Annotated in this window: 24 protein-coding genes; 22 read left to right on the top strand and 2 right to left on the bottom strand. The window is 70.0% G+C overall.

Features of this window, described 5'->3' with window-relative positions; all coding sequences use genetic code 11:
* Positions 1-19 precede the first annotated feature (19 nt).
* The 6 genes from VHD82_RS18485 to fabG are packed head-to-tail and all read left to right on the top strand — an operon-like array spanning position 20 to position 6303.
* Positions 20-823 (top strand): SDR family NAD(P)-dependent oxidoreductase, encoded by an 804-nt coding sequence (locus VHD82_RS18485; RefSeq protein WP_325704930.1) that lies wholly within the window; start codon positions 20-22, stop codon positions 821-823.
* Positions 816-1940 (top strand): CaiB/BaiF CoA transferase family protein, encoded by a 1125-nt coding sequence (locus VHD82_RS18490; protein WP_325704933.1) that lies wholly within the window; start codon positions 816-818, stop codon positions 1938-1940. The genes VHD82_RS18485 and VHD82_RS18490 overlap by 8 nt, the downstream gene beginning before the upstream one ends.
* A complete protein-coding gene (locus tag VHD82_RS18495) occupies positions 1940-3037 on the top strand; it encodes a CoA transferase (RefSeq protein ID WP_325704936.1) in 1098 nt (365 codons plus the stop codon). Before VHD82_RS18490 ends, VHD82_RS18495 begins: the two co-directional genes overlap by 1 nt.
* 11 nt (positions 3038-3048) lie before the next feature.
* Positions 3049-3930, top strand: a complete 882-nt coding sequence (locus VHD82_RS18500; protein WP_325704939.1) for an enoyl-CoA hydratase/isomerase family protein — start codon at positions 3049-3051, stop codon at positions 3928-3930.
* Complete coding sequence (locus tag VHD82_RS18505) at positions 3920-5554, top strand: class I adenylate-forming enzyme family protein (RefSeq protein WP_325704941.1); 1635 nt, start codon at positions 3920-3922, stop codon at positions 5552-5554. The genes VHD82_RS18500 and VHD82_RS18505 overlap by 11 nt, the downstream gene beginning before the upstream one ends.
* Positions 5551-6303, top strand: coding sequence for a 3-oxoacyl-ACP reductase FabG (gene fabG, locus VHD82_RS18510; protein ID WP_325704944.1), 753 nt, complete (start codon positions 5551-5553; stop codon positions 6301-6303). The genes VHD82_RS18505 and fabG overlap by 4 nt, the downstream gene beginning before the upstream one ends.
* A gap of 5 nt (positions 6304-6308) precedes the next feature.
* Here the strand turns inward: fabG and VHD82_RS18515 are convergent, their stop codons facing one another.
* Together VHD82_RS18515 and VHD82_RS18520 are read right to left on the bottom strand one after the other, a co-directional pair.
* A complete protein-coding gene (locus VHD82_RS18515; RefSeq protein ID WP_325704947.1) occupies positions 6309-7163 on the bottom strand; it encodes a PaaX family transcriptional regulator C-terminal domain-containing protein in 855 nt (284 codons plus the stop codon).
* A 65-nt stretch (positions 7164-7228) separates the two neighbouring features.
* Positions 7229-8419, bottom strand: coding sequence for an NAD(P)/FAD-dependent oxidoreductase (locus VHD82_RS18520; protein ID WP_325704950.1), 1191 nt, complete (start codon positions 8417-8419; stop codon positions 7229-7231).
* Positions 8420-8679: 260 nt separating this feature from the next.
* Here VHD82_RS18520 and fdxA point away from each other — a divergent pair, with 260 nt between their 5' ends.
* The 16 genes from fdxA (at position 8680) to VHD82_RS18600 (ending at position 25324) form a co-directional block, all read left to right on the top strand.
* Positions 8680-9021, top strand: coding sequence for a ferredoxin (fdxA, locus tag VHD82_RS18525; RefSeq protein ID WP_325704953.1), 342 nt, complete (start codon positions 8680-8682; stop codon positions 9019-9021).
* Positions 9018-9977: an NAD(P)/FAD-dependent oxidoreductase gene (locus VHD82_RS18530; RefSeq protein WP_325704956.1), complete on the top strand. Its 960-nt coding sequence runs from the start codon at positions 9018-9020 to the stop codon at positions 9975-9977. The genes fdxA and VHD82_RS18530 overlap by 4 nt, the downstream gene beginning before the upstream one ends.
* A 207-nt stretch (positions 9978-10184) precedes the next feature.
* Entirely contained in the window at positions 10185-11627 is a 1443-nt protein-coding gene (locus VHD82_RS18535) for an aldehyde dehydrogenase (protein ID WP_325704959.1), read from the top strand.
* A 12-nt stretch (positions 11628-11639) separates the two neighbouring features.
* The gene (locus VHD82_RS18540; protein ID WP_325704962.1) at positions 11640-12737 is read left to right on the top strand and encodes an NAD(P)-dependent alcohol dehydrogenase; all 1098 of its coding nucleotides are present in this window, start codon (positions 11640-11642) and stop codon (positions 12735-12737) included.
* A 328-nt stretch (positions 12738-13065) separates the two neighbouring features.
* Positions 13066-14298 carry a cytochrome P450 gene (locus VHD82_RS18545; protein ID WP_325704965.1) on the top strand — a complete coding sequence of 411 codons (1233 nt, stop codon included), beginning with the start codon at positions 13066-13068 and terminating at the stop codon, positions 14296-14298.
* Positions 14295-14492, top strand: a complete 198-nt coding sequence (locus tag VHD82_RS18550; RefSeq protein WP_325704968.1) for a ferredoxin — start codon at positions 14295-14297, stop codon at positions 14490-14492. The genes VHD82_RS18545 and VHD82_RS18550 overlap by 4 nt, the downstream gene beginning before the upstream one ends.
* A 22-nt stretch (positions 14493-14514) precedes the next feature.
* The gene (locus tag VHD82_RS18555; protein ID WP_325704971.1) at positions 14515-14943 is read left to right on the top strand and encodes an SCP2 sterol-binding domain-containing protein; all 429 of its coding nucleotides are present in this window, start codon (positions 14515-14517) and stop codon (positions 14941-14943) included.
* Between the two features lies 1 nt (position 14944).
* The gene (locus VHD82_RS18560) at positions 14945-15802 is read left to right on the top strand and encodes an ABC transporter permease (RefSeq protein ID WP_325704974.1); all 858 of its coding nucleotides are present in this window, start codon (positions 14945-14947) and stop codon (positions 15800-15802) included.
* A 13-nt stretch (positions 15803-15815) separates the two neighbouring features.
* On the top strand, positions 15816-16658 hold the full coding sequence (locus VHD82_RS18565; protein WP_325704977.1) for an ABC transporter permease: 843 nt from the start codon (positions 15816-15818) through the stop codon (positions 16656-16658).
* Between the two features lie 25 nt (positions 16659-16683).
* Complete coding sequence (locus VHD82_RS18570) at positions 16684-17490, top strand: ABC transporter ATP-binding protein (RefSeq protein ID WP_325704980.1); 807 nt, start codon at positions 16684-16686, stop codon at positions 17488-17490.
* A 1-nt stretch (position 17491) separates the two neighbouring features.
* Complete coding sequence (locus VHD82_RS18575; protein WP_325704983.1) at positions 17492-18730, top strand: MlaD family protein; 1239 nt, start codon at positions 17492-17494, stop codon at positions 18728-18730.
* On the top strand, positions 18727-20076 hold the full coding sequence (locus VHD82_RS18580; RefSeq protein ID WP_325704986.1) for an MlaD family protein: 1350 nt from the start codon (positions 18727-18729) through the stop codon (positions 20074-20076). The genes VHD82_RS18575 and VHD82_RS18580 overlap by 4 nt, the downstream gene beginning before the upstream one ends.
* Entirely contained in the window at positions 20076-21353 is a 1278-nt protein-coding gene (locus VHD82_RS18585) for an MlaD family protein (RefSeq protein WP_325704989.1), read from the top strand. Before VHD82_RS18580 ends, VHD82_RS18585 begins: the two co-directional genes overlap by 1 nt.
* Positions 21353-22771 (top strand): MlaD family protein, encoded by a 1419-nt coding sequence (locus tag VHD82_RS18590; protein ID WP_325704992.1) that lies wholly within the window; start codon positions 21353-21355, stop codon positions 22769-22771. The genes VHD82_RS18585 and VHD82_RS18590 overlap by 1 nt, the downstream gene beginning before the upstream one ends.
* Before the next feature lie 10 nt (positions 22772-22781).
* Positions 22782-24041 carry an MlaD family protein gene (locus tag VHD82_RS18595; RefSeq protein ID WP_325704994.1) on the top strand — a complete coding sequence of 420 codons (1260 nt, stop codon included), beginning with the start codon at positions 22782-22784 and terminating at the stop codon, positions 24039-24041.
* Positions 24038-25324: an MlaD family protein gene (locus tag VHD82_RS18600; protein WP_325704997.1), complete on the top strand. Its 1287-nt coding sequence runs from the start codon at positions 24038-24040 to the stop codon at positions 25322-25324. Before VHD82_RS18595 ends, VHD82_RS18600 begins: the two co-directional genes overlap by 4 nt.
* Position 25325: the final 1 nt, after the last annotated feature.

Here is a 25325-nt window from a genome sequence, read left to right on the forward strand (position 1 = left end):
GCCGACCAAGGAGGCGGGAATGACAGGGATACTGGACGGCGCGGTCGCGATCGTGACCGGCGCCAGCCGCGGGATCGGGGCCGAGATCGCGGCCCGGCTCGCGGCGGAAGGGGCCGGCGTGGTCGCCGCCGCGCGGTCCACGGCCGGCAGACCGGGCCGGTTGCCGGGAACTCTCGACGAAACCGTGGATTCCATCAACTCGGCGGGAGGCAGGGCGATCGCCGTGCCCACCGACCTGGCCGATCCGGCGCAGCGTGCGGCGCTGGCCGCGGCCGCGGAACGCGAGTTCGGGCGCGTGGACATCCTGGTGAACAACGCCGCGATCGCGTACTTCTCCCCGGCCGCGGAATTCGACCTCGGCCGTGCCGAGCTGATGTTCGCCATCGGCGTGCACGCGCCGCTGCACCTGAGCCAGCTGGTGCTGCCCGGGATGCGGGCGCGCGGCTCCGGGCGGATCTGCAACATCACCTCGGACGTGGCGCGCCACCCGCGGGTGCCGCCGAGTCGTTGGGGCGCAAAGGGAACGACCACGCTGTACGGGATGTGCAAGGCCGCGCTGGAGCGTTTCTCCTCCGGGCTCGCGGCCGAGGTCCACGGTGACGGGGTGGCGGTCAACGCGATCGGCCCCAGCAAGGTCGTGCCCACCCCGGGCACGGTCTTCCACGGCGTCACGACCGAGGACAACCCCGACGCGGAAAGCCCGGCGGTACTGGCCGAGGCCGTGCTCCGGTTGTGTGGCGAGGAATCCGGCGGCGTCAGCGGACGGGTACTGCGGTCACAGGACTTCCTCGACGAGCTGGACAAGGTGGCACGAGATGCGTGAGATCTTCGGCGATGTGGGCTGGCTCGAGGGAATGCGGGTGGTCGAGGTGACCACGGGCGTCGCGGCCCCGTTGATCGGCCGGGTGCTGGCCGAGCTGGGCGCGGAAGTGGTGAAGGTCGAATCGCGCGCGAAGATCGACGTGAACCGCGCGCGCCTGCCCCGGCCGGACGACCCGGAGGGGTTCCCGGCGGACGAGGCGTTCCAGCTGCTGCACGAGGCCAACGCGGACAAGAAAAGCGTCACCCTCAACCTCAAGACCGAGGAGGGCAAGGAGCTTTTCCGGACCTTGCTCGGTGACGCCGATCTGTTCATCGAGAACTTCGCGCCGGGCTGGCTCGAACGGCTCGGCATGCCGGTGGCCACGCTGCTCGACGAATTCCCCGCGCTGGTCGTCGTTTCCGCCAGCGGCTACGGGCAGACCGGTCCATTGCGGACCCAGCGTGCCTACGCGCCGGTGATGACGTCCCTGGCCGGGGTCGAAGGGCTGATCGGGTATGCCGACGGTGAGGTCGTGGGCTGCTCGGCACTGGCGCTGGCCGATCTCAACTGTACGTTCAGCGGCGTTTTCCTTGCGCTGGCGGCACTTTACGGCCGGCGGAGGACGGGCCGGGGCCAGCATGCCGACATCTCCCAGACCGAGGCCTGCGTGAGCCTGATCGGCGAGGCGTTCGTCGAGCAGCAGCTGGAGCGGACGATCCCGCGCCCGCGCGGAAACCAGGGCCCCGAGGGCGAGCCGTGGTCGGTGCTGCCCGCCGCGGGCGAGGACGAGTGGGTGGTCGCCGCCGGGGACGTTCCCGTGGCGGCGGACAGGCCGGACCGCGAAACGCTCCTCGGCAGGCTGCGTGAACGCGGCCTCGACTGCGCGCCTGTGCTCAGCCCGGCCGCGGTCGCACGCGACGAGCGCTTCGCCGAACGGGGTTTCCTGCAGAACGTCGGCCACCCGCACCCGCTGATCGGCGAACTGACCATCACGAGCGTGCCCTGGCAGCTCGACGGCGCGGTGCCCAGGGTCGGCGCGCCGGCGCCGTGTCTGGGACAGCACAACGAGGAAGTGTTCGGCCGGCACCTGTCGGCCCGGAAGTACGGCGACTACGTGGCGAAAGGGGTGTTCCACTGATGGGCGCGATGGTCGACGGCACGCTGACGATCGAGGTCGGCGGAAGCAGGGCGGCCGCCTTCGCCGCGAAACTGATGGCCGACGCCGGCGGCGAAGTCGTCACGGTCGAGGACGAACGGCGCCGGGACGGCATGACCGCGGCCGCCCGGCTGTACCTGGACGCCGGCAAGGACGTGGTCACCCGTCAGGACGGCAGCGACGCCATCATCGTGCAGGAGCTGCTGCCCTACGCGTCGGTGTTCGTCACCGATCTGTCCCTTGGCGAGCTGCGTGCACGCGGTCTGGACTGGGAGACCTTGCACGCACTCGCGCCACGGATGTGCTACGTGCGCCTCCCGGCCGTCGGCTGGTCCGACGACGAGGCGGGCGAGCTGGCCATGCAGGCACTGAGCGGCCTGATGTACATGGTGGGCAGGCCGGACGCCGAACCGCTGTCCCTGCCCTACGGGATCGGCTCCCTCCAATTAGGACTGCACGGCGCCGCCGCCGCGGCGGCCGCCCTCAACGCGGCGGCCGAGACCGGCGAAGGCCATCTGGTCGAGATCTCGGGAACCGAGGTGCTCGCTTCCTACGTCCGGATCTACGGCGCCGTGGCGAGCTACTACCGGATCCCGTTGCGCCGCGAAGGCAGGCGCGCGCCGGGTTCCGGTGGGCGTTTCCCGTTCGGCCTGTTCCCGTGCAAGGACGGTTACGTGGCGATGATCTGCCGCAGCGCGCGGGAATGGGACAGCCTGCTGGAGATGATGGGACACCCCGAATGGTCCCGCCAGGAGCGCTACCAGGACCTGTACGCGGTCGCGATCACCTACCCCGGCGAGGTGGACGAGCTGATCAGCCCGTGGCTGATGAGCCACACCAGGGACGAGCTGCTCGAACTCGCCCAGCGGTACGCGGTGCCGGTCGCCCCGGTGCGCCGGATCGACGAGGTCCTCGAAGATCAGCAGCTGAGCCGCTACCGCGACTTCTTCGACCATCTGACCACAAAGGACGGTCGCGTGCTGCGGATTCCCGGCAGGCCGTGGGCCTCGGAGTCCAGGGTGTTCGCCGAGCAGAACACCCGGGTGACCCAAGCCTTGTCCCGTAACCCGATCAGCTAGGAAGGCCGAACATGACAACCGATCCCGTGGTGGTGGAAAAAGACGGCGCGATCGCCCGGCTGGTGCTGAACCGGCCGGAGAAGTCCAACGCGCTGACGTTCGGCGACGCGGACTTCCTCGTCGACCGGCTGCACGAGCTCGAGGACGACGACGAGGTCAAGGTCATCATCCTCAAGGGCCGCGGCAGGTCCTTCTGCGCCGGGCACGACTTCAACGACGTGGTCGAGGTCTACGGCCTGAACAAGCGTGACGAGAACGGCAGGCACGTGCGCATGAACCAGCGCACCAGGCTGAAGATCGACCGGCGCCTCGCCGAGGGCTACATGGCCTTCCAGTACGCGGCCAAACCGGTCATCGCGCAGGTGCAGGGCGCCTGTGTCGGCTTCGGCATCTACCTGGCCGAGCTCGTGGACCTGGTGGTCTGCGCGGACACCGCGCGGTTCAGCCACGCCGAGCAGCGCCTCGGTTTCGCCGGGAACACCTGGCACCTCAACACCTTGCTGCTGCAGTACGGGCCGAAGAAGGTGCGGGAAATGCTGCTGTTCGGCTCCGAGTTCGACGGCACCGAAGCCGCCGGACTGGGGCTGGCCAACATCTCGGTGCCCGAGGACCAGCTGGACAAGACCACCGAGGACTGGGCGCGCCGGGTGGCGCAGAACCCGAAGGACGCGCTGGTCACCGGCAAGGCGATCCACCAGATGGCGCTCGACTCGCTCGGCGCGACCCAGCAGTTCCAGCGCGGTTTCGTCGGGCACACCCTGGGCACCAACCTCTCCTTCGACAAGGACGAGTTCAACTTCTTCCGCACCCGCCGCGAGCACGGCACCAAAGCCGCCTACCGGCAACGGGACGCGCGCTTCCGGGACGAGGCGGGAGTGACCGATGCTGAGTGAACCCGCCGGGCGCGGTCCCGCCTGGGGACGCGAGGTGGTGACCGAACCGGTCGGCGGACGCCCGTCCCCGGTGTACCGGGACCGCCGGCGTTCGGTCGCCGAAATGCTGCTCGACGGCCGCCGCCGGCCCGACCGCGTACACGTGGTGCAGGACGGATACCGGCTGACTTTCGCCCAGCACGAGCAGGCCGTGATCCGGGCCGCGAAGTGGCTGCGCGAGCACGGTGTGGAGCGCGGCGACCGGGTGATGTTGTTGTGCCGCAACAGACTTGAACTCGGCATCACCTACTGGGCAGGTCATCTGCTCGGCGCCGTCGTGGTGCTCGGCAACGCGTGGTGGAGCGTGCCGGAAGCCGCCGGGCTCATCGGCGGTATCGGGCCACGGCTGGTCGTCGTCGACGACGAGGCCGCGGACCGGGTGCCCGAGGGGGTCGGCTCCGCCGGCATCACCGAGGTCACTCCGTTGCTCAGCGGTGACGACCCCGGAGAGTTCCCGTTGCCCGGGGTCGCCGAGGACGATCCCGCGCTGGTGCTGTTCACCGCGGGCAGCACGGGCACCCCGAAGGGCACCGTGCTCTCGCAGCGATCGGTCGTCAACAACATGCAGAACCTGCTCGGCACCGCCAGGCGGCTGCCGCCCGAACTGCCGGCGGACCATCGCGGCTCGGTCAGCCTGATGACCGTGCCGCTGTTCCACCTCGCCGGGGTGCAGGTGCTGACGAGCCCGCTGCTGACCGGCGGGCGCCTGGTCTACCAGGCCGGGCGCTTCCGGCCGGCGGAAGTACTGCGCCTGATCGAACAGGAGCGTGTGCAGACGTGGGGCGCGGTGCCCGCGATGGTGGTCCGGCTGATGGAACACGAGGACTTCGCCCGCCACGACCTCTCCAGCCTGCGCTCCATCGGGCTGGGCGGCTCCGCCTCCCCGCCGGGGTTCAACGAGCGGGTCAGGCGCGCGTTTCCCAACCTCAAGGGCGGCGGCGCGGGATCGCTCTACGGGATGACCGAAACCGGTGGGCTGCTCGCGATGGGGTCGGCGAAGGAACTGGCCTCGCGCCCCGGCGCGGTCGGGAAGCTGTTGCCGGTCGCGCAGATCAGGATCGTCGATCCGGACGAGCAGGGGGCCGGGGAAATCCTGGCTCGCAGTCCGGGGCTGATGAGCGGGTTCCTGCCCGAGGCGCCTTCGCCGGTGGACGAGGACGGCTGGCTGCACACCGGCGACCGTGGCTGGGTCAGCGAGGACCGTTATCTCTATTTGTCCGGTCGCAGCAAGGAAATCATCATCCGCGGCGGCGAGAACATCGCGTGCGCGCGGGTCGAGGAAGCCCTGACCGGTCTGCCCGGCGTGGTGGAGGCGGCCGCGCTGCCGTTGCCCCACGCGGAACTCGGGGAACAGGTCGGCGCCGTCGTCGTCCTCCGCAAAGGCGCCACCGCGACGGCCGAAGAGCTGCGCGCCCAGGTGACCGGCGAACTCGCCAAGTTCCAGGTGCCCACCCGCTGGTGGATCCGCTCCGAGCTGCTGCCGACCAGCCCGCAGGGCAAGGTGCTGCGGGCACAGCTGCTCACGGAATGGACCGACGCCGGCGGGGCGGACCGGGACGAGGTCGCCGCCGGGGCGGCGAGATGATCAGCGCGAAGCTGCTGGACCAGCGCAGCGTGATCGTCACCGGCGCCGGGCAGGGCCTGGGGCAGGCGATCGCCGAGGTGTTCGCCTGCCACGGGGCCCGGGTCGCGGTCGCGGATCTCAACGCCGCCGCCGCGGCCGGCGTGGTGTCGCGCATCGAGGACAAGGGCGGCACCGCGATGTGCGTGGCGGCCGACGTTCGCGACCCGGCGAGCGCCGAGCATGTGGTGCGCGCCTGCCAGGACGCGTTCGGGGCGGTGGATGTGTTGGTGAACAACGCGAGCGTGATCAGGCCCTCGACGTTGCGGAAGATGACGGTCGAGGTCTGGGACGAGGTCCTGGACGTCCACCTGAAGGGCTCCTGGCTGATGATGCGGGAGGCCTCGAAAGCCATGCGCGGACAGGGAAGCGGCACGATCGTGAACATCTCGTCGATCGTGGCCAAGACCGGTGGTATCGCGCAGGGGCACTACGCCGCCGCGAAGGCGGCCATCGTCGGCCTGACCAAGACGGCCGCGAAGGAATGGGCCCCGTTCGGCGTCCGCGTGAACACCGTGCAGCCCGGCTTGTTCGGTACGCCCGGCGCCCGGGCGATGTCGGAGGAAGCGTGGCAGGCGCGGGTCCAGGACACCCCGCTCGGCCGGGCGGGCGAGCCGCACGAGCTGGCGAACGCGGTGCTGTTCCTGGCTTCGGACCTGTCGTCCTTCGTGACCGGGGCGGTGCTGGAGGTGACCGGGGGACGAGACATGTGAAGGGTTCAGGCCGCTTCTTCGGCGTCGGCGAGCGTCTCCCAGTGCCGCAGCGCAGGTTCCCGCCACTCGTCGTACTGCGTGTGGAACAGCTTGGCCGCCTGCTCACCGCTCCAGCGGGCGGGCAGCAGGTCACGGGGCAGTCCCGGGTCGAGGAAGGGAAAGCGGCGCCATTCGTGCACGAGCTTGACGTGCGCGTCGAACGCTGCGGCGCTCGTGGCCGGCTTGAGCCCGGTGAACTGGTCGATGAACTCCTCGTAGCGCGCTTCGAGGCCGGTGAGGTCCCAGGCGCGCGAAACCATGTCCACTTCGTCGCTTACGTCGCCGTGCGCCGCGACGAACGACATCGCCTGGCCGCCGTCCTTGAGCTCGGCGATGATCTCTCCGGCTTCCGGCGGCGGCTGCGTGCGCGGGCTGACCCACACCCCGGGGTTGGGGGAGCCGAAACCCGCCCAGGAGAGCTGGCTCTTCACCCGGTGCCGCAGTTCCCGCTGGGAGTCCGGAATGGAGACGAGCAGGATCAGCCAGCGCCGGTCCCAGTCCGGCGAGGAGCGGCCGAACCCGTAGATCCGCTCCGCGCCCTCGGTCAGCAACCGGCGCCCGGGACCGGTCAGCTGCCAGCGCACCCGCCGTCCGGCGCGTTCGGAGGAGATCCAGCCCTCGTTGGCGGCGCGGGTCAGCGCCTGCCTCGCCGCCTTCTCCTCGATCCCGAAGCGCGCCAGCACCCGGACGAAGGTCGAAGTCCAGACCGGTTCACCACGTGGCAGCGCGAACTCGCCCAGCACCGTCACCAGCAGCGATCTCGCACTGGCGTGCGAAACCTCGCGCCGCCGGGATACGCGGGGCCTGTTCCCCTCGGCCATCGTGTCACCACCTCGCCGGGCCAAGATTACCGTCCTGGCCGGCGGTGCCGGAGCAGCCCGGTGGTTCACGTCAGGGCGAAGGCCTCATGCCGGTCCGCGCCGTTCGTGACCAGTGGCCGGTACCGCGCGATCCATCTGGCGGCGCCGAATCCGACGACTCCGGTCAGCTTGTCCCGGGCGAAATAGCCGGCCACGGTCCCCTTGACGGGACCGCCCCGCAACCCCTCGCCCTGGAGCGGGACGACGGTGTCGGCCAGGGCGGGCCTGCCGATGCCCTGGATCTTCAGGCCGAACTGATCGGACCAGAAGTACGGCAGCACCGGCTCGGCCGGGCCGGCGCCCAGGATGCCGGCGGCGACGACCGCGGCCTGCTCGGCGGCGCCGGTCCAGTGTTCCTGCCGGAACGGCGTGCCACGGACCGGGTCCGCCCAGGCCGCCACGTCGCCGACCGCCCACACACCCGGCAGCCCCGCGACCCGTCCGGTGGAATCGCAACTCAGCCCGTCCGGCGTGTGGGAGTCGTGGTCACGCAGCAGGTCTGTCACGGGTACCGCGCCGACGCCGGCGAGGACGACGTCGGCGGTGAGCCGTTCGCCGTCCGAAAGCGCGACGGTGTGGTCGTCGACGAAACCGCTCAGTGTGCCGGCCGTCCTCAGCTCCACCCCGTGCTCGCGGATCAACCGCGCGCAGACGGCGCCGACCGTGGTGCCGAGCGCGCGTTCGCACGGCACGGTCAGGGATTCCACCACCGTGACCCGCAGGCCCTGCTCGCGGGCGGCCCACGCCACCTCGGCCCCGATGAACCCGCCGCCGACGACGAGCAAGGACCGCGCGCCGGTCAGCGCCGCCCGTAAGGCGAGGGAATCCTCCAGCGTCCGCAACGTGTGCACCCCGGCCGGCTGTCCGGGCAGCCGCCGCGGGGTGGCGCCCGTCGCGAGCACGATCGCCTCGCCGCGCAGCCGCCTGCCGTCGGCGAGCTCGGCCTCGCGGGTGCCCAGCCGCACCACCGGTGTCCCCAGCACGGTGCCGATCTTCAGGGCGGCCAGGCCGTCGGCGTCCCGCAGCACGACACGTTCCGGCGGCCACGCCCCGGTCAGCACCTGCTTCGACAGCGGTGGCCGGTCGTAGGGAAGGTGGGATTCCGCGCCCACGAGGGTGATGTCCCCGGGGTAGCCGCGTGCGCGCAGTTGTTCGGCCGTGCGGAGGCCGCCGAGTCCGGCGCCGATCACGAGGACGTTTTCCGGGGGAGCAGACACCGCTGCGCGCCTCCTTCTGACTGGGCTGGTCGCCGGCTTCGCAAGGGTAAGCAAAAGTTCTACAGTCAGCAATACTGAGTCACGATATTTGTATTGAGTACTGCCGGGGTGCGTGGTCGTATATCGATAGCAGAGCCAAGCCTTCGCTGACTCTGTACAACTTCGGAAATCCAGTGTAAGACTGTGTCCACCCTTGATGTGCTTCCGTCGTGCCGCCGACGTATCCGTGATCCCTTTTTCCCGCTTGAACGGAGCGCATCATGGCTTATGTGATCGGCGCTGCCTGCGTCGACGTGATGGACCGGTCGTGCATGGACGAATGCCCGGTCGACTGCATCTACGAAGGACAGCGCAAGCTCTACATCAATCCCGCGGAATGCATCGACTGTGGTGCCTGTGAACCCGCCTGCCCGGTCAGCGCGATCTCGTCGGACCGGAAAGTGCCGGCGGGCCAAGCCCTTTTCGCCGACGACAACGCGCGCTTCTTCGACCTGCCGCTGCCCGGCCGCGCCGAAGCCATCGGCGCGCCGGGGGGAGCGGCGGAGACAGGCACGATCGGCGTCGACACGGAGCTGGTGAGCGGTTACGAGGCCGCCGGATGAACCACGAGGTCGACCTGGTGATCGTCGGCGCGGGACCGGCCGGCCTGTTCGCCGCCTATTACGCGGGTTTCCGCGGGCTCTCGGTGGCGGTACTGGACTCGCTGCCCGAACCGGGCGGGCAGATCAACGCCATGTACCCGGAAAAGAAGATCTACGACGTCGCCGGATTCCCCGCCGTGCGCGGCCGCGAACTGGTGGACCGGCTGCTGGCGCAGGCGGAGCCGTTCCGGCCGTGCTATCTGCTCGGACAGCGGGCGGAGACGCTGGAGCCGGGATTCGTCGTGACCACCGACAGCGGAACCCGCGTCACCGCGAAAGCGGTCGTCATCGCCGGCGGGATCGGCACCTTCACCCCGCGCGAACTGCCCGCGGCACGGGAGTTCGCCGGACGCGGACTGGCCTACTTCGTGCGCAGGCTCGAGGATTACGCCGGTACGGACGTGGTGATCGTCGGTGGTGGTGATTCCGCCTTCGACTGGGCACAGGCCCTGCACCCGCTGGCCCGCTCGGTCACGGTCGTCCACCGCCGTGACACCTTCCGGGCCCACCCGTCCACTGTCGAGGCCGTACGGGCGAGCCCGGTCGAGGTCATCACCGGCGCCACGGTGTCCAAAGTGGTCGGTGCGGACTCGGTCGAGCTGGTGGAGATCGCGCGCGGGGAGGAAGTACGCACTCTGCCGTGCCAGCGGATCATCGCCGCGCTGGGGTTCACCGCGAACCTCGGGCCACTGCTGCGGTGGGGCGTCCACATCGAAAACCGCAGGCATATCCCGGTGGACGCGTCGATGGCCACCAACATCCCCGGCGTCTTCGCCGTAGGCGACATCAACGACTATCCAGGCAAGGTGCGGCTCATCGCCGTCGGCTTCGGGGAAGCGGCGACCGCGGTGAACAACGCGGCGCATTTCCTCGACCCGGCGCGGCCGGTTTTTCCCGGTCATTCCACGGATTCCTGAAAGCGTTTGCACGGCCGGTACCCCCGCGGGTCTCCCGACGGGGTACCGGCCTTGTCCATTTTGGTGGGTACGTGCGGGCCACCGGTACCCGGAACCGGGTATTTCTACGTGTTGAGCCGCCCCGTACGGGGTCAATAGCGTCTGGATGAGCGGCGTCACACCGGCGGAAGCGCGGTTGCACAAGGGGCCACAGCAAAGGAGCTGAACATGCCACTGGCGTACGAGAATCTGTTCATCGACGGAGGATGGGTGCCACCGGCGACCGGCCGTCGGATCGAGGTCGTCAACGCGACGACCGAAGAACCACTGGGCAGCGTCCCCGAAGCCGGCGAGGAGGACGTCGACCGCGCGGTGAGCGCGGCGCGCGCCGCGTTCGAGAGTTCCCCGTGGGCTACCGCGGAGCCCGCCGAGCGAGCGGATGTGCTCAACCGGTTCGCCGACGCGCTGGAAAAGCGCGGCAGCCAGCTGACCCGGACGGTCAGCCTCCAGAACGGGATGCCGCTGAGCCTGAGCGAGCAGTTCGAAGGCGGCTACGCGGTGGCCTTGCTGCGGTACTACGCGGCACTGGCCACGTCGACCGACTTCGAGGAGCGGCGGGCATCCCCGCTCGGTTTCGACACGCTGATCCGGCGCAGCCCGGTCGGTGTGGTCGGGGCGATCGTGCCCTGGAACTACCCCGTCGTACTCGCGATCACCAAGATCGCCCCGGCACTGGCGGCGGGCTGCACCGTGGTGCTCAAGCCCTCGCCGGGCACCGTGCTCGACAGCTTCCTGCTCGCCGAGGCGGCCGAGGAGGCGGGGGTGCCCGCCGGCGTGCTGAACTGGGTGCCCGGCGGCCGGGAGCTGGGGGCCTACCTCGTTTCGCACCCCGGCGTCGACAAGATCGCGTTCACCGGGTCGACCGCGGCCGGGCGGCTGATCGCCGAGCGGTGCGGCCGCCTGATGCGGCCGGTTTCCCTGGAGCTGGGCGGCAAATCCGCCGCGGTGATCCTCGACGACGCGGATCTGGACAAGGTGACCGAGGGGCTGTACTTCGCTTCGCTGGCCAACAACGGCCAGACCTGCATGGCGTGCACCAGGATCCTGGCGCCGCGCAGCCGTTACGACGAGGTGGTCGACTCCCTGGCCGGCTGGCTGGGCGGGCTGCAGGTGGGTGACCCACTCGAACCCTCGACGCAGGTCGGGCCGCTGGCCTCGGCCGAGCATCGCGAGCGGGTCGAAGGCTACATCGCCAAGGGGCGTCGCGAGGGCGCGCGGCTCGTGCTCGGCGGCGGCCGGCCGGCCGGCTTCGACCGCGGCTGGTTCGTCGAACCGACACTGTTCGCCGACGTCGACAACGCATCGACGATCGCGCAGGAGGAGATCTTCGGCCCGGTGCTGTCGGTCATCCCCTACGACGGTGACGAAGACGCCGTGCGGATCGCCAACGACTCGGACTACGGCCTCGGCGGCAGCGTCTGGTCCGCCGATGCCGCGCGGGCCACGGCCATCGCCCGCGGGGTGCAGACCGGGACGATCGGCGTGAACGGGTACGTCATCGATCTCAACGCCCCCTTCGGCGGGGTGAAGGCCAGCGGCATCGGGCGGGAGTTCGGCCCCGAGGCGCTCGCCGGCTACCTGCAGCTCAAGTCGATCTACCTGCCTGCCTGAAGGAGATTTCCCATGCGTATCAAAGCCGCCGTCGTCCGTGAGGCCGGCCGGCCGTTCCGGATCGAGGACCTGGAGCTCGACGACCCCCGTGCGGGCGAGGTGCTGGTCAAGATCCACTCCACCGGCATCTGCCACACCGACATCGGTGTCCGCAACCAGTGGCTGCCGGTGCCGCTGCCCCTGGTGCTCGGGCACGAGGGCGCGGGCGTGGTCGAGGCCGTCGGGCCCGGCGTCTCGAAGGTCGCACCCGGCGACAAGGTCCTGCTCACCTTCGCCTCCTGCCACGACTGCCGGATGTGCCTGGCGGGAGACCCGGCCTACTGCGAGCAGTTCGTGGTCAGGAACGTCGCGGGCTCCCGCCCCGACGGCACCAACGCGCTGCACGGCGAAGGCGGCGTGCACGGGTTCTTCTTCAGCCAGTCCTCGTTCGCGACGCATTCGATCGCCGTGGAGAGCAATGTCGTCAAACTGGGCCCGGATGCCGACCTCTCGATCGTCGGGCCGCTGGGATGCGGTATCCAGACCGGTGCCGGCACGGTGCTCAACCGGCTTCGCCCCGGCCCCGGGTCGAGCCTGGCGGTGTTCGGCGCCGGAGCGGTCGGCATCGCCGCGGTGATGGCCGCGCGGGCGGCCGGGTGCACGAAGGTGATCGCCGTGGACCTGGTACCCGACCGGCTCGCGCTGGCCGGGGAACTCGGTGCCACCCATGGGATCGACGCCACCGCCACCGACGCGGTCGAGGAGATCCAGCGGATCACCGGCCGCGGCGCGGACTTCACCGTCGACACCACCGCGGTGACCTCCGTGGTGCGCCAGGCGGTGAGTGCCCTGGCGCCCAAGGGAACCTGTGCCGTGCTCGGTTTCGGCGAGGCGGGCACCGAGGTCCAGGTGGACATGCTCGAGCTGCTGATGACCGGCCGGACGATCACCGGCGTCACCGAGGGCGACGCGCGTCCCGACGAGTTCATCCCGCGCCTGCTCGAACTGCACGCCCAGGGCCGGTTCCCGTTCGACAAGCTGATCACCAGCTACGACTTCGCCGACATCAACGCGGCCTGTGCGGACTCCGAGGCGGGCAAGACGATCAAGCCGGTCCTGCGACTGGCCTGAACACCAGGCCCTGGCGACTGTCCGGAAGTGGCTCGGGTGGCGGTGGGGGTGGCGGCCCCTCCCGTCGCCCACCACCACCCTCAACGGGCACGCTCCGCGCGACTCCGCTGGTTCAAGGCGGCCCCTGGCTGTGGGATCGCTTCCTCATGAATGCCGATCACCACGGTCGGCGCTGTCCTCGCCAGGAACCGCCCACCCGTCGCCGACCGCCACCCTCAACGGGCGCGCTTCGCGCGGCCCGGCCGATTCCAACCCGCGGCGGTGCGAGCCGAGTCCCACACCGCAAGCGGCTCCGCCACTTCGAAACACACCAACGAGAGGAGCTGCCGTGAGTGCCGACGAAGGCGTCATCAGCAAACTGATCGACCATTTCAGCCTGCACGACAGGGACTGCCAGAAACACCAGGACGAGATCTTCACCAGGATGCGCACCGAGTGCCCGGTCGCGCACAGCGTCGAGCACGGCGGCTTCTACGCCGTCTCCCGGTACCGCGACGTCTACGAAGCGGCGCACAAGCCGGAACTGTTCTCCTCGTTCCCGGTGACGATCCCGCCCTTCGGCAATCCCACTCCGATGATCCCGATCGAGGCCGATCCGCCGATGCACCGGAAATACCGGACGCTCGTCGGTGCGCAGTTCAGCCCCAAATCGGTGGAGGCGCTCGAACCGCATATGCGCGAAATGGTGCGCACCATCGTCGACGGGCTCGTCGGCCGGCCACAGGCGGATCTGGCGAAGGAAGTCGCGATCCCGTTGCCGCTGCGCGCGATTCTCGAACTGTATCTGGGCGTTCCCGAAAAGGACTGGGAAATGCTCAAGAACGAGTTCCTGTACATGCTGCAGCCCGACCCCGAGGCGACCGACGAGGAAAACCTGGAACGGTCGATGCAGGCCGGGCTCAACTGCACCATGTACTTCGCCGAAATGCTCGACGAACGGCGCAGGAACGGATACGGCCCGGATCTGATCAGTCATCTCGACCAGGCCGAGCTCGACGGTGAACGCCTCACCGACGACGAGATCTACGGATTCTGCCTCGTGCTGGTGCCCGCCGGCTTCGACACCACCGCCAGTGTGCTGAGCCGGTTGCTGCTCATGTTCGCCGAGCAGCCGCGGGTTCGCGATCAGCTGGAGCAGGTCATCGACGACCCCGACAAGCTGGATCTGGCCGTGGAGGAACTGATCCGGTTCATGCCGCCCCAGCCCGGGGTGGCGCGCAACGTCACGGAACCGTGCGAGTTCGCGGGGCGGCAGCTGGCCGAGGGCGACCGGTTGCTGCTGCTGTGGCCCTCGGCCAACCGGGACCCCGAGGAGTTCCCCGAGCCCGACGAGCTGGTCTTCGACCGGCAGCCCAACCGGCACCTCGGGTTCGGCTCGGGCATCCACCGCTGCCTCGGCTCGCACCTGGCCCGGCTGGAGCTGAAGCTGCTGCTGCAGGAGTTCCTGCGCCGCGTCCCCCGCTACCGGATCGAGCCCGGCAAGGAAGCCGTCTGGCACACCGGGAACACCTGGGGCGTCAAGACGGTGCCGGTGGTCTTCGACGATTGGCCCGACCGGTGATCCGCGCCGTGATCGACGCGGACAGGTGCGAGGGCCACGCGCGCTGCGTGGCCCGCGCCCCGGAACTGTTCGATGTGGACGACGAAGGCAAATCCTTCGTCCTGACCGGGGAAATCCCGCCCGAGCTCGCCGGCGCGGCGGCCGCGGCGGCCCAGGCCTGCCCGGAGCGGGCGATCTTTCTGCACAACGACTGACTTTCCGAGCGAAGGAGCTCACGTGGGTGTCTTCAAGGACGAGGACGAGGTCTACCGGTACCTGGGCAGGATCTTCCAGGTCAGCCTGGAGGATCCCGAGCTGGGGCCGAAACTGCGCAAGGTCGGCTCGGTGCTCAAGCTCAACCAGACCGATCCGGAATCGACCATGGTGATCGACTTCGGCGAGGGCGTCGTCCAGCTCGGGCCGGCCGGGACCCCGCAGGTCACCCGGCCGATCGACGCCGAGCTGGAAATGCAGGCCGACACCGCGCACCGGTTCTGGCTCGGCAAGGTGAACGTCGCGCTGGCGATGGCGCGCGGGCAGATCAGGACCAAGGGCAAGGTCTCCGCGGTGATGAAGGTCGTGCCCATCACCAAACCGCTGTTCGGCACCTACGAGAACATTCTTCGTGAGGCCGGGCGCGCCGACCTGGTGGACTCGGTGAAGTGACGTGACGACGGTCGAGAAACCCGGCGCCGCCCCGCCCCGGCGCCGTCCTTCCGCCGGGGAGCGGGTGGTCGCGGCCGTGCCCGGCCCGGCCCGGACGGTCGTGCTGGAGGTCGGGCAGATCTGCCGGCTGCTCGGGCAGGTGCTCTACAGCGCGGCCCGTTACCCGCGCGGCTACTGGAAAGACACGCTCGACGAGATGTACGCGTTGCTGCGCCTGTGTTTCTGGCCCGCCACCATCTCGATGGCCGGGTTCGGGTTCCTGATCACGGTGATGGGTGTCGGCCTGCTCGTCCTGCTCGGTGCCGCGAACCGGATGGGCGCGTTCTGGGTGATGGCCGACATCCGCGAGATCGCGGCCTTCATGGTCGGCATGGTCGTGGCCGGTGTCATCGGGACCTCGATCACGTCCGACCTCGGCGCCCGGCGGGCCCGCGAAGAGCTGGACGCGCTGAAGGTGCTCGGCATGGATGTCGTGCGGATGCTCGTGATCCCGCGCGTCATCGCGACGGCGGTGATGTGCGCCCTGCTCAACTGCCTGACGTCGTTCGTCGGCGTGCTGCTCGGCCTGGTCGCGGTGGGCGCGCTGGGGGACACCACCTCCGGGGCCTACATCGACAGCATGTCGCACAACCTGTACGCGGCCGACGTGTGGGGCGCCGAGCTCAAGACGCTCCTGACCGGGTTGATGATCGGGGTGATCTGCAGCTACAAGGGCCTCAACGCGGGTGGCGGCCCGGAGGGTGTCGGCCGCGCCGTCAACCAGGCGGTCGTCATCTGCTTCGCGATGGTGTGGGTGTTCAACTTCTTCTTCAACGCCATCGCGCAGGGCCTGAACCCGAACCTGTTGATGCTGCGGTGAAGGACGGTAGGTCATGACCACAGTGGACAACACGGCTAGGCTGCCGCGCCTGCGCACGCCGGTACCGAAGCAGTCGAACGTGCTCCGCAGCGCCTGTGAAACCGTAGGCGACATCGCCTACTTCGCCGTCCGGGTACTCGGCGAGGCGCCGCTGACTCTCGGGCTCTACTTCTCCGAGGTGCTGCGCCAGACGGCGATCCTGATGCGCTCCAGCGGCATCATCATCTGGTTCATGATGTTCGCGATCGGGGCGGAAACCGGGCTGCAGGGCCATTACATCCTCGACCAGGTCGGCGCGTCGGGCTATGTCGGCGTGTTCACCGCGGTCGGCGACCTCAAGGCGGACTCGACCTCGATGTGGGGCTGGATCCTCGCGGCGAAGGTCGGTTGCGGTTACGTCGCGGAGATCGGCTCGATGCGGATCAGCGACGAGATCGACGCGCTGGAGGTGATGGGCATCCACTCCCGGGCCTATCTCGCCGGCACCCGGCTGTGGGCGATCTGGATCGCGGCGCCGTTCCTTTTCCTGATGGGAGAGGGCTGCCAGTTCGTCGGTTCGTGGCTCGTCGTGCAGCCGATGCTGCAGACGACCTCGCCGGGTGGCTACTCGAACATCTTCTGGTCCTTCCAGACCCCGGTGGACCTGCTGTACGCGCTGATCTGGGCGATGCTGCTCGCGACGCTCGTGGTGCTCATCGGCTGTTTCTACGGCTACACCGCCTCGGGCGGCCCGGTGGGCGTCGGGCGCAACACGGCGAAATCGATGATGGTCAACATGATCGTCGTGTCCGGTGCCGCCGCGATTCTTTACCAGCTCTTCTTCGGCACGACCATTCAGACACCCATAGCCAATTAGCGATTGTGGCGCCAGAGGAGTCCGCATGAATCCGCAGAGTCGCGGTGAAGCCAGTACCGACGTGCTGCCGGCCGTCCCGCAGGCCGTCGCCACGGTCCGGGATCTGCACAAGTCCTTCGGTTCGTTCCAGGTCATGCGGGGGCTGACGCTGGAGTTCAAACCGCGGGCCATCACGACGATCCTCGGTCCGTCCGGCACCGGGAAGAGCGTGCTGCTCAAGCATCTGGTGGGCCTGCTGGAGCCCGACTCCGGCACCGTCGAGGTGTTCGGGCAGGACATCTGGGCGATCCGGGAACGGGACCGGGCCGAACTGCGGAAGCGTTTCGGCGTGCTGTTCCAGGACGGTGCGCTGTTCGGCTCGATGAACGTCTACGACAACGTCGCCTTCCCGCTGCGCAAGCACACCGGCATGCCGGAGGCCGAAATCCGTGAGGTCGTCATGGAACGGCTCAAGGAGGTCGGGCTCGAAGCCGCGGAGAAGAAGGCGCCGAACGAGATCTCGGGCGGGATGCGCAAACGTGCCGGGTTCGCCCGCGCGCTGGTGCTGAACCCGGAGATCGTCCTGTTCGACGAACCGGACTCGGGCCTGGACCCGGTGCGCACGAGCCTGCTCAACGACGTGATCCTCAAGGTCCACGACGACGACAAGGGGGCGTATGTCGTTGTCACGCACGACATCCGCACCGCGCGCAAGGTCAGTGACTACGTCGGGCTGATCTGGCAGGGCCAGGTGGTCTATTACGGGGCGGCCGACGAAGCGTTCGCGTCCCAGGATCCGTTCGTGCGCCAGTTCCTGTCCGGGGACTCGGTCGGTCCACTGGGGATGGACTGACATGCCGGTGACGAAATGGCTGCTGGGCGCGACAGTGCTCGCCGTCGCGGCGATCGGTGGCGGTTATCTCTGGGCGACCCACGACAGTGGTTACGACCTCCAGCTGGTGATGCCGAACGCGGCCAACCTCCTGGACGGCTCGCGCGTCGAGATCGACGGCACGACCGTCGGGCACGTCACCGGCCTGGACACCAGGGATGGCAACGCACTCGTCACCGTCTCGGTCGACGGCGCGCACGCCCCCCTGCACGCGGGCAGCACCGCGCAGGTCCAGTGGCGCAGCCTGCTGGGGGAGCGGGTGATCGAGCTGACGCCGGGCCCGGCGGCGAACGCGCCGATCCCCAGCGGCGCGATGCTGCCCGCGGGCGGGGAACAGGTCGAGCTGGACCAGGTGCTGGCCGCACTGGACCCGCAGACCCGGTCCCACCTGAACTCCGTCGTCCAGCAGCTCGACCAGAGCCTCAAAACCCATCCCGCCGATCTGAAGGCGACGCTGGCCACGGCGGGTCCGGCCGTCGACGAGCTGGGCGCGGTGCTGCGGGCGGTGGGACAGGACGGCCCCGCGATCCAGAACCTGATCACCGGCCTTCGCCGGCTGATGGACCCGGTCGCCCAGCACCAGCAGCAGGTGCGGCAGGTCGTCCAGAACCTCACCGCGGCGACCGACGCCCTTGCCGCCGAGCAGGCGCAGCTCCAGCAGGCACTGGGCGCGCTACCGTCCACATTGGACACCGCGCGGCAGGCGATGGACCGGGTCCCGGCCGCGGTCGACGCCGCGACGCCGCTGCTGCAGGACGCGCGGCCGGCGACGCAACAGCTGTCGTCGCTCGCACAGAACCTCAGCCCGTTGCTCATCGACCTGCGACCGACGATCGCCGACCTCCGCCCGGCGCTGCGGTCCGCGACGACGCTGCTGCAGAACACGCCGGCCTTGCTGGACAGCGCGCACGGCGTACTGCCCGGCGTCAGCCAGGCCGCGTCGCAACTCATTCCGGCGCTGACGTTCCTGCGGCCGTACACGCCCGACGTGATGGGCTGGCTCTCCAACTGGAGTGCGGCCTTCGCCAACTATGACGCGCAAGGCCACTACTTCCACGGGGTGGTCCAGGTCAGTCCCAGCATTTTCGACGACAACCCCGGCGCGAACGCCGGCCTCAAGGGCGGACCGAACTCCACCCCGGCGCCGGGCATGGCGGCCGGGACGCCGTGGATGGACGCGAACGGGAGCGCACCGCGATGAGAAAAGTGGTCAAACGGTCCGTCCAGATCGGGGTGGCCGTCGTGGCGGCCGGGGCGGTGGCTGCCGGTTACCTCGTCTCACAGTCCACTTCGGACGGTTTCGAGCTGACGGCGATGTTCGCCGACGCCAGCCCGCTCATCCCGGGCAACCTGATCCGCATGGACGGCGTCGAGGTCGGGCAGATCGAGTCGGTCGGCCTGCAGCGCGGCCAGGCGGCGGTGCGGATGAAGCTGGACCGTTCGGTCCTGCCGCTGCACCAGGACGCGAGCGCGAAAATCCGCCCGGTCACGCTGCTCGGCGAGCGCTACGTCGACCTGGACCGGGGGAGCGCGCAGGCGCCGGTGATGTCCGCGCCGGAGGTCATCCGGGCCGACCACACCAGCCGTGCCGTCGATCTGGACGAGGTGCTCGACTCCGTCGACGACCCGACCGGCACCGCGCTCGCGGCGCTCGTGACGACGCTGGGCGAGGGCACCGCCGGACAGGGCCAGGACATCGACGCCGCGATCAGGGCACTCGCCCCGGCGATGCAGAACACCGGTCAGCTCGCCGACGTGCTCAACCAGCAGAACGCGGTACTGGGGCAGTTGATCGACCGCGCGGCACCGGTGGCGCAGGCACTGGCCGGCGGCAACGGCCAGGATCTCGACCAGGCCGTCGACGCCGGCAACCGGATGCTCTCGGCGATCGCCACCCAGCGCCAGGCGATGCAGGACGCGCTGACCCAGCTGCCGGGAACACTGCGCACCGCCCAGCAGGTGCTCTCGGACGTGGCAGGCGTGGCGGAACAGGGCACGCCGGCCTTGCAGGCGGTCCGCCCGGTGACCGACAACCTTTCGGACATCACCGCGGAGCTGAACTCCTTCGCCGACAGCGCCAATCCCGCACTGACTTCGCTGCAGCCCGTGCTCGACCGGGCGAAGGCCCTGCTCGACCAGGCCGCGCCGGTGGTGCGTGACCTTCGTCCGGGCGGCGACGTGCTCCCGGGGGCGAGCGCGTCCGCGCACCGGCTCGTCGGTGACCTGACCCCGGCGCTCGGGACCGCGCTCGACTTCGTCAAGTACTGGGCGATGAGCACCAACGGCCGGGACGCGCTGGGCAACTACTTCCGTGCTTTCGTCGTCACCACACCGAAGTCGCTGCTGCAGATCCCCGGCGTGGGCCTGGGGCCGGCGACCCCGGCACCCGCGGCGACTCCGTCGCCGGCGCCCTCGCCCGTGCCCCAGCTGAACCTGCCCGCCCTGCCTGCCGTGACCGGCCCGGCGTCCGGGGATCCGGGCAGCGCCACCGGGCTCACCGGCCCGCAGGAGAACTCACTGCTCGACCAGCTGCTCGGAGGCCTGTGATGCCCAGCGCCACGACGCGTACCTTCGGCATCGGCCTCGTCGGCGCCGCCGTGCTCGTGTTGATCATCCTGTTCGGCGTGACGGCCAGCTCCGGGGTGCCCGGCGCGCCGAAAACCGTTGTCCGCGCGGCGTTCCACGATGTCGGCGCACCCTTGAAGGTCGGCGACGACGTCCGCGAGAACAGCACGCGGATCGGCCGCGTGGCCGACTTGAGCTACGACGGTCAGCAAGCCGTGGTCACCCTCGAAATCGACGGCACAGTTCCGGTGTACGCCGACGCCCGTGCCGCGATCTGGGACCAGTCGGCGCTGGCGAAGAAGTTCGTCGAGCTCGACCGCGGTCATCCCGGAGCGGGCCCGCTGGCCGGGAAAACCATTGCGGCGGAACGGAACGTCGACTCCGCCGACCTGGACCAGGTGCTCGACGTGCTCGACCCGGCCACCCGTGCGGCGCTGACCGGCACCGTCCGTGAGGCCGGTGACGGGGCCGCGGGGCACAGCCAGGACCTGCACGACTTCCTGGAGCACGCGCCCGCCGAACTCGCCGGGCTCGCGACCACCGCGGGCGCGCTCACCGCGCCGGACGCCGATCTCGCCGGGCTCCTGCGGCGCGCGGACCAGCTGGCGGGCGCGTTCGACGGGCACACCCAGCAGCTCGCGGAGCTGGTCAAGCAGGCCGGGGACACCGCGGGGGCACTGGCCGTGGACGACGGGAAACCGTTGCAGGACACGGTCGGGGGTCTCCCGGCCACGCTCACCAGTGCGCGCGCCGCACTGGATTCGCTCGCCCGCCCGCTGGGCGACCTGCGTTCGGCGCTGGCGACCGTGCGGCCGGGAGCCGAGTCGCTCGGCCAGGCCACGCCGGATCTGCGTGGCGTGCTCCGTGAAGCGCCGGCACCCCTGGATTCGGTTCCGGGCGTCTCGCGCAGCGCGGAACCGGCGCTCGCCGATCTGACCGGGACTTTCGCCGACGCCCGGCCGCTCGCGCCGGCGCTCTCCCGAGGGCTCGTGGACCTGGCCTCGCCGGTGAACACACTGGCCCAGTACAGCCACGAGGTCGTCGAGTTCTTCCGGCGGATCGAAAGCATGGTGTCCACCGAGGTCGCGCCCGGGGTGCACGGCGCCCGGGTCGGCGTGGCGCTGGAAGGGGCGTCCGCCGTGACCGGCGGCCTGCTGCCCGATCCGCTGCAGGGTCAGGACGCCTACCCGGCCCCCGGCCAGGCCGACCGGGAGCACACCTCCTCGCCCGTGAACATCCTGCCCGGAGGGAACAACTGATGGCCGCGAAGCTACGCAAACCCGTTGTGCTCGGCGCGGTCCTGTTGCTGCTCGTCGTCGGTGCACTGCTCGCGGTGTACCAGAAGGAGCGGATCGGCACGATGCTCTCCTCCGGGGACACGATCACCGCCGAGTTCGCGCGCGATTATCGCCTGCTGCCCGACAAGTCCGAGGTGAAGATGGCCGGCGTCGTCGTGGGCACGGTGACCGACGTCGGGAAGAACGGCCAGGGCGATTCGCTGGTGTCGATGAAGGTGCAGGACGGCACGCTCGGCAAGCTGGGTGCCACGCCGTCGGCGATCATCCGGCCGACGACGCTGCTCGGCGGCAACTACTACGTCGAGCTGGTGCCGGGCGGGGAACGGAAGCCGTTCGACAACGGTCAGCCGATCCCGGTGGCGCGCACGTCGGTTCCCGTTGAGCTGGACCAGATTCTCGCGGCGCTGCCCGGCCGTGCCCGGCAGTCCGTTCAGGACACCACGCGGCTGGCCGACCAGACACTGGCGGCCGGGGCGGGTTCGGCGGCGGGTGATCTGCTGCACGACGCGCCGGGCGCGCTCGCCCCCGCCGACGACGTGCTCTCGGCGTTGCAGGGCACCCGGCCGCGGCAGGACCTCTACCAGCTCGTCCCGGACCTCGACTCCGCCGCCGGCGTGATGACCCGCCAGGAAGGCCAGCTCGCCGACGTGATCGATACGCTGAAGGACGTCAGCGGGAGTCTCGCGGCCGAACGGGGCCCGCTCGCCGCCACGGTCGCCGACCTGCCCGCGACGCTGGCCGCGACCCGCACCGGGCTCGGTGCGCTGAGCGGAAGCCTGGACCGCGTGACGGCGGTGGCGGGGAAGGCGCGCCCGGCGGTCCAGGAGCTGGCACCTTTGCTGCAGAAGGCGAATCCGGTCGTGCAGCAGGCGCGCCCCCTCGTGCAGGATCTGCGTCCGTTGCTGCACAAGGCGCTCCCGCTCGTGAACGAGCTGGTGCCCACCGCCGGGCAGGCGACGGCGACGCTCGACAACCTGCGCGGACCGGTGCTGGACCGGGTCAACGGCCCGATCGCGACGACGATCCTCACCCCGTGGACGGGCTCCGGCGCCTACGCCGGAGACGGCGGCAACGGCCACCGCTTCTACGAAGAGCTGGGTTATCTCGCCGCCCACACAGCGAATCTCTCGCAGTACGGCGACAAGAACGGGCGGATGCTCGGCCTCGCTCTCGGGGTCGGCCTGTCGTCGGTGGGCGGCAACGACCCCGGCACGGCACAGCTGCTGCAGTCGCTCGGGCTGCTGCCCGGAGGCGGAGTGCAGATCCTGCCGCCGCCGGACAACTCCGGCGACACCTACAGCCCCGAGCCCGCGACGGCGCCCGGCAAGGACCACGTCCTCTCCGGCGTGCTCCCCCCGCTTCCCCTGCCGACGAACTAGGAGCGCTCCGGTGAAAAGGTCATTTTCGGTACGCCGGGTCTGGGAACGGATCCGCACCGTCCCCGGGCTGGGCCGCAACGTGACGACCGTGCTCATCCTGATCGCGCTCGGCGTGGCCAGCGGGTCGATCATCCTGGGCAACCAGCGGTTCATCGCGCCGTGGGCGCAACGGTACGAGTTCTCCGCGGACTTCACCGAGGCGCCGGCGGTGAACCCGGGACAGCACCCGAAGGTCCGGATCGCGGGTGTCGAGGTCGGACAGGTCACCGACAGCTCGGTGACCCCGGACGGCGCCGCCCGCGTCACCTTCTCGCTGGAGCCGGGGCACACCATCTACCAGAACGCGCATCTGGTGCTGCGTCCCACCAACCCGCTCAACGAGATGTACGTGGAGGTCGACCCCGGCGGGCCACCGGCGGCACCACTGCCCGCCGGCGGGGTCGTCCCGGTCGGCCAGACCGAACGCCCCGTCCAGCCCGACGAGGTGCTCGACCACCTCGACGATCGCAGCCGGGCCGCGCTGACCAACCTCCTGTCCGCCTCCGATGTCGCGTTGGCCAGCGCCCCGGCGAACCTGCCCGGCGGGCTCCGGGCGGCCGACGGCACGATGCTGGATCTCAAGCCGGTACTGGACGCGCTCTCGGCCCGGCGCGACAACATCGCGAAGCTGGTCACCGCGTTGAGCCAGATCGGCGGCGCGGTGGGACACAACGACGCGCGGCTCGCGGAACTGATGAACTCCACGCAGACCACGCTCGGAGTGCTGGCCCAGCACAACGCCGATCTCGAAGCGACGCTGGCGGAACTGCCGGGCACCACCGGCCAGCTGCACCGCGCGATGGACGGGGTGAGCGGGCTGACCGCCCAGCTCAATCCGGTGCTCGACAACCTCGACCGCGCTTCGGCGCAGCTGCCCGGCACACTGCGGAAACTGGGCGGCACCGTCGACGGCCTCGGCAGTGTGGTCGCGGCGGCCAAGCCGGTGGTCTCGGCCGCCGGGCCGGTGGTCGACGATCTCGGGCCGCTGGTCTCGCAGGTCCACGGATCGCTCGGGGACCTCGAACCGGTCACCCGTGACCTGATCCCCGACTCCGCGCTGCTCGTCTCCTACCTGGGCGACCTGCAGGCCTTCATCTACAACACCAACGGTGCCTTCAGCCTTTCGGACGCCAACGGCGGGTTCATCCGCGGCCACGTCGCGGTCCCGCTGCCCGACGCGGGTGTGCTTCCCGGAACGCACGGCGGCAACACGGGCGGGAGCCATCCATGAGGATCCTCGGCGGAACCACCGGCAAGATCGTCGTGCTGGGCGCCTTCTTCGTACTGTCCCTGGTATATCTCGGATATCTCTTCGACCGCTCCGGCGTGTCGGGGCCGTTCTCGGCCGAGTCGTACACGCTTTCCTTCGACACCGGCGACGTGGACAACCTCATCCCGGTCGGCGACGTCGACATCGCGGGTGTCCACGTGGGACAGGTCGGGGACGTGACACGCCGGGGCGGGACCGCGACCGTCGTCGTCAAGCTCGATCCCGGGGCGGGCCCGCTGCACGAGGGCGCGACCGTCCGGGTCGGTGCGAAATCACTGGCCGGTGAGTCCTATGTGGACATCCAGGACGGGACGGGCCGCGAGCTGCCGTCCGGCACGAAACTGGCGGACTCGGCCGTGAAGCCGGCCGTGCAGCTGCGTGATGTCGTGGCCTCGCTGGACCCGGCGACGCGGGACGCGCTCGGCAGCGTGCTCCGGACGGCCGGCGCGGCGACGACCGGCACGCGGGAGGACGTGTCCAACGCCTTGTCCGGCCTCGGCGCGCTCGGCCGCCAGGGGTACACCGCGATCGACGCCCTCTCCGCGCAGTCGAAGGACCTCACCGCACTGGCCCAGCAGACCGGCGTCGTACTGGACGCGCTGAACACGGGGGAGGGGCAGATCGGCGAGCTGGTCGGGCAGGCACAGAAACTGACGGCGGCCACCAGCGGCCAGCAGCAGAGCCTCACCGACACGGTGCGGGCGCTGCCGTCGGTGCTGAGCAGCACCAGGACCGCCACCGACCGCCTGCGTGGCCTTTCCACCGAGCTGGGCCCGGTCGCCGGCGACCTGAACCAGGCGGCGCCCGCGCTGTCGACCGCCCTGCGGCAATTGCCTGCCACCACGCAGGATCTGCGCGGCCTGCTGCCCGACCTGACCGCGACGTTGCACGAGGCTCCGGCGACGCTGGACCGGGTGCCCACCTTGGCCGGTGACGCCGGAACCCTGATTCCCCAGCTGCGCGCGACGATGAACCAGCTGAACCCGATGCTGGGCTACCTTTCGCCCTACGGACCGGAACTCGGCGCGTTCTTCGCCAACTTCGGCGCGATGCTGAACTACACCGACGAAGCCGGGATCCACTTCTTCCGGCTCGAACCGGACCTCGGCAACGAGAGCATCGTCAAGGGCGTTCCGGTACCGCTGCCGGCGATCCTGACCAACCGGAACCCCTATCCCGCGCCAGGGCAGAGCCTTGCCCCGCAGGGACAGCCGTTCGACCGGCTCCAGCCGGCGGGAGGATGAC

Origin of the sequence: Amycolatopsis sp. (assembly GCF_035546795.1) — a bacterium.
Classification (GTDB): Bacteria; Actinomycetota; Actinomycetes; order Mycobacteriales; family Pseudonocardiaceae; genus Amycolatopsis_E.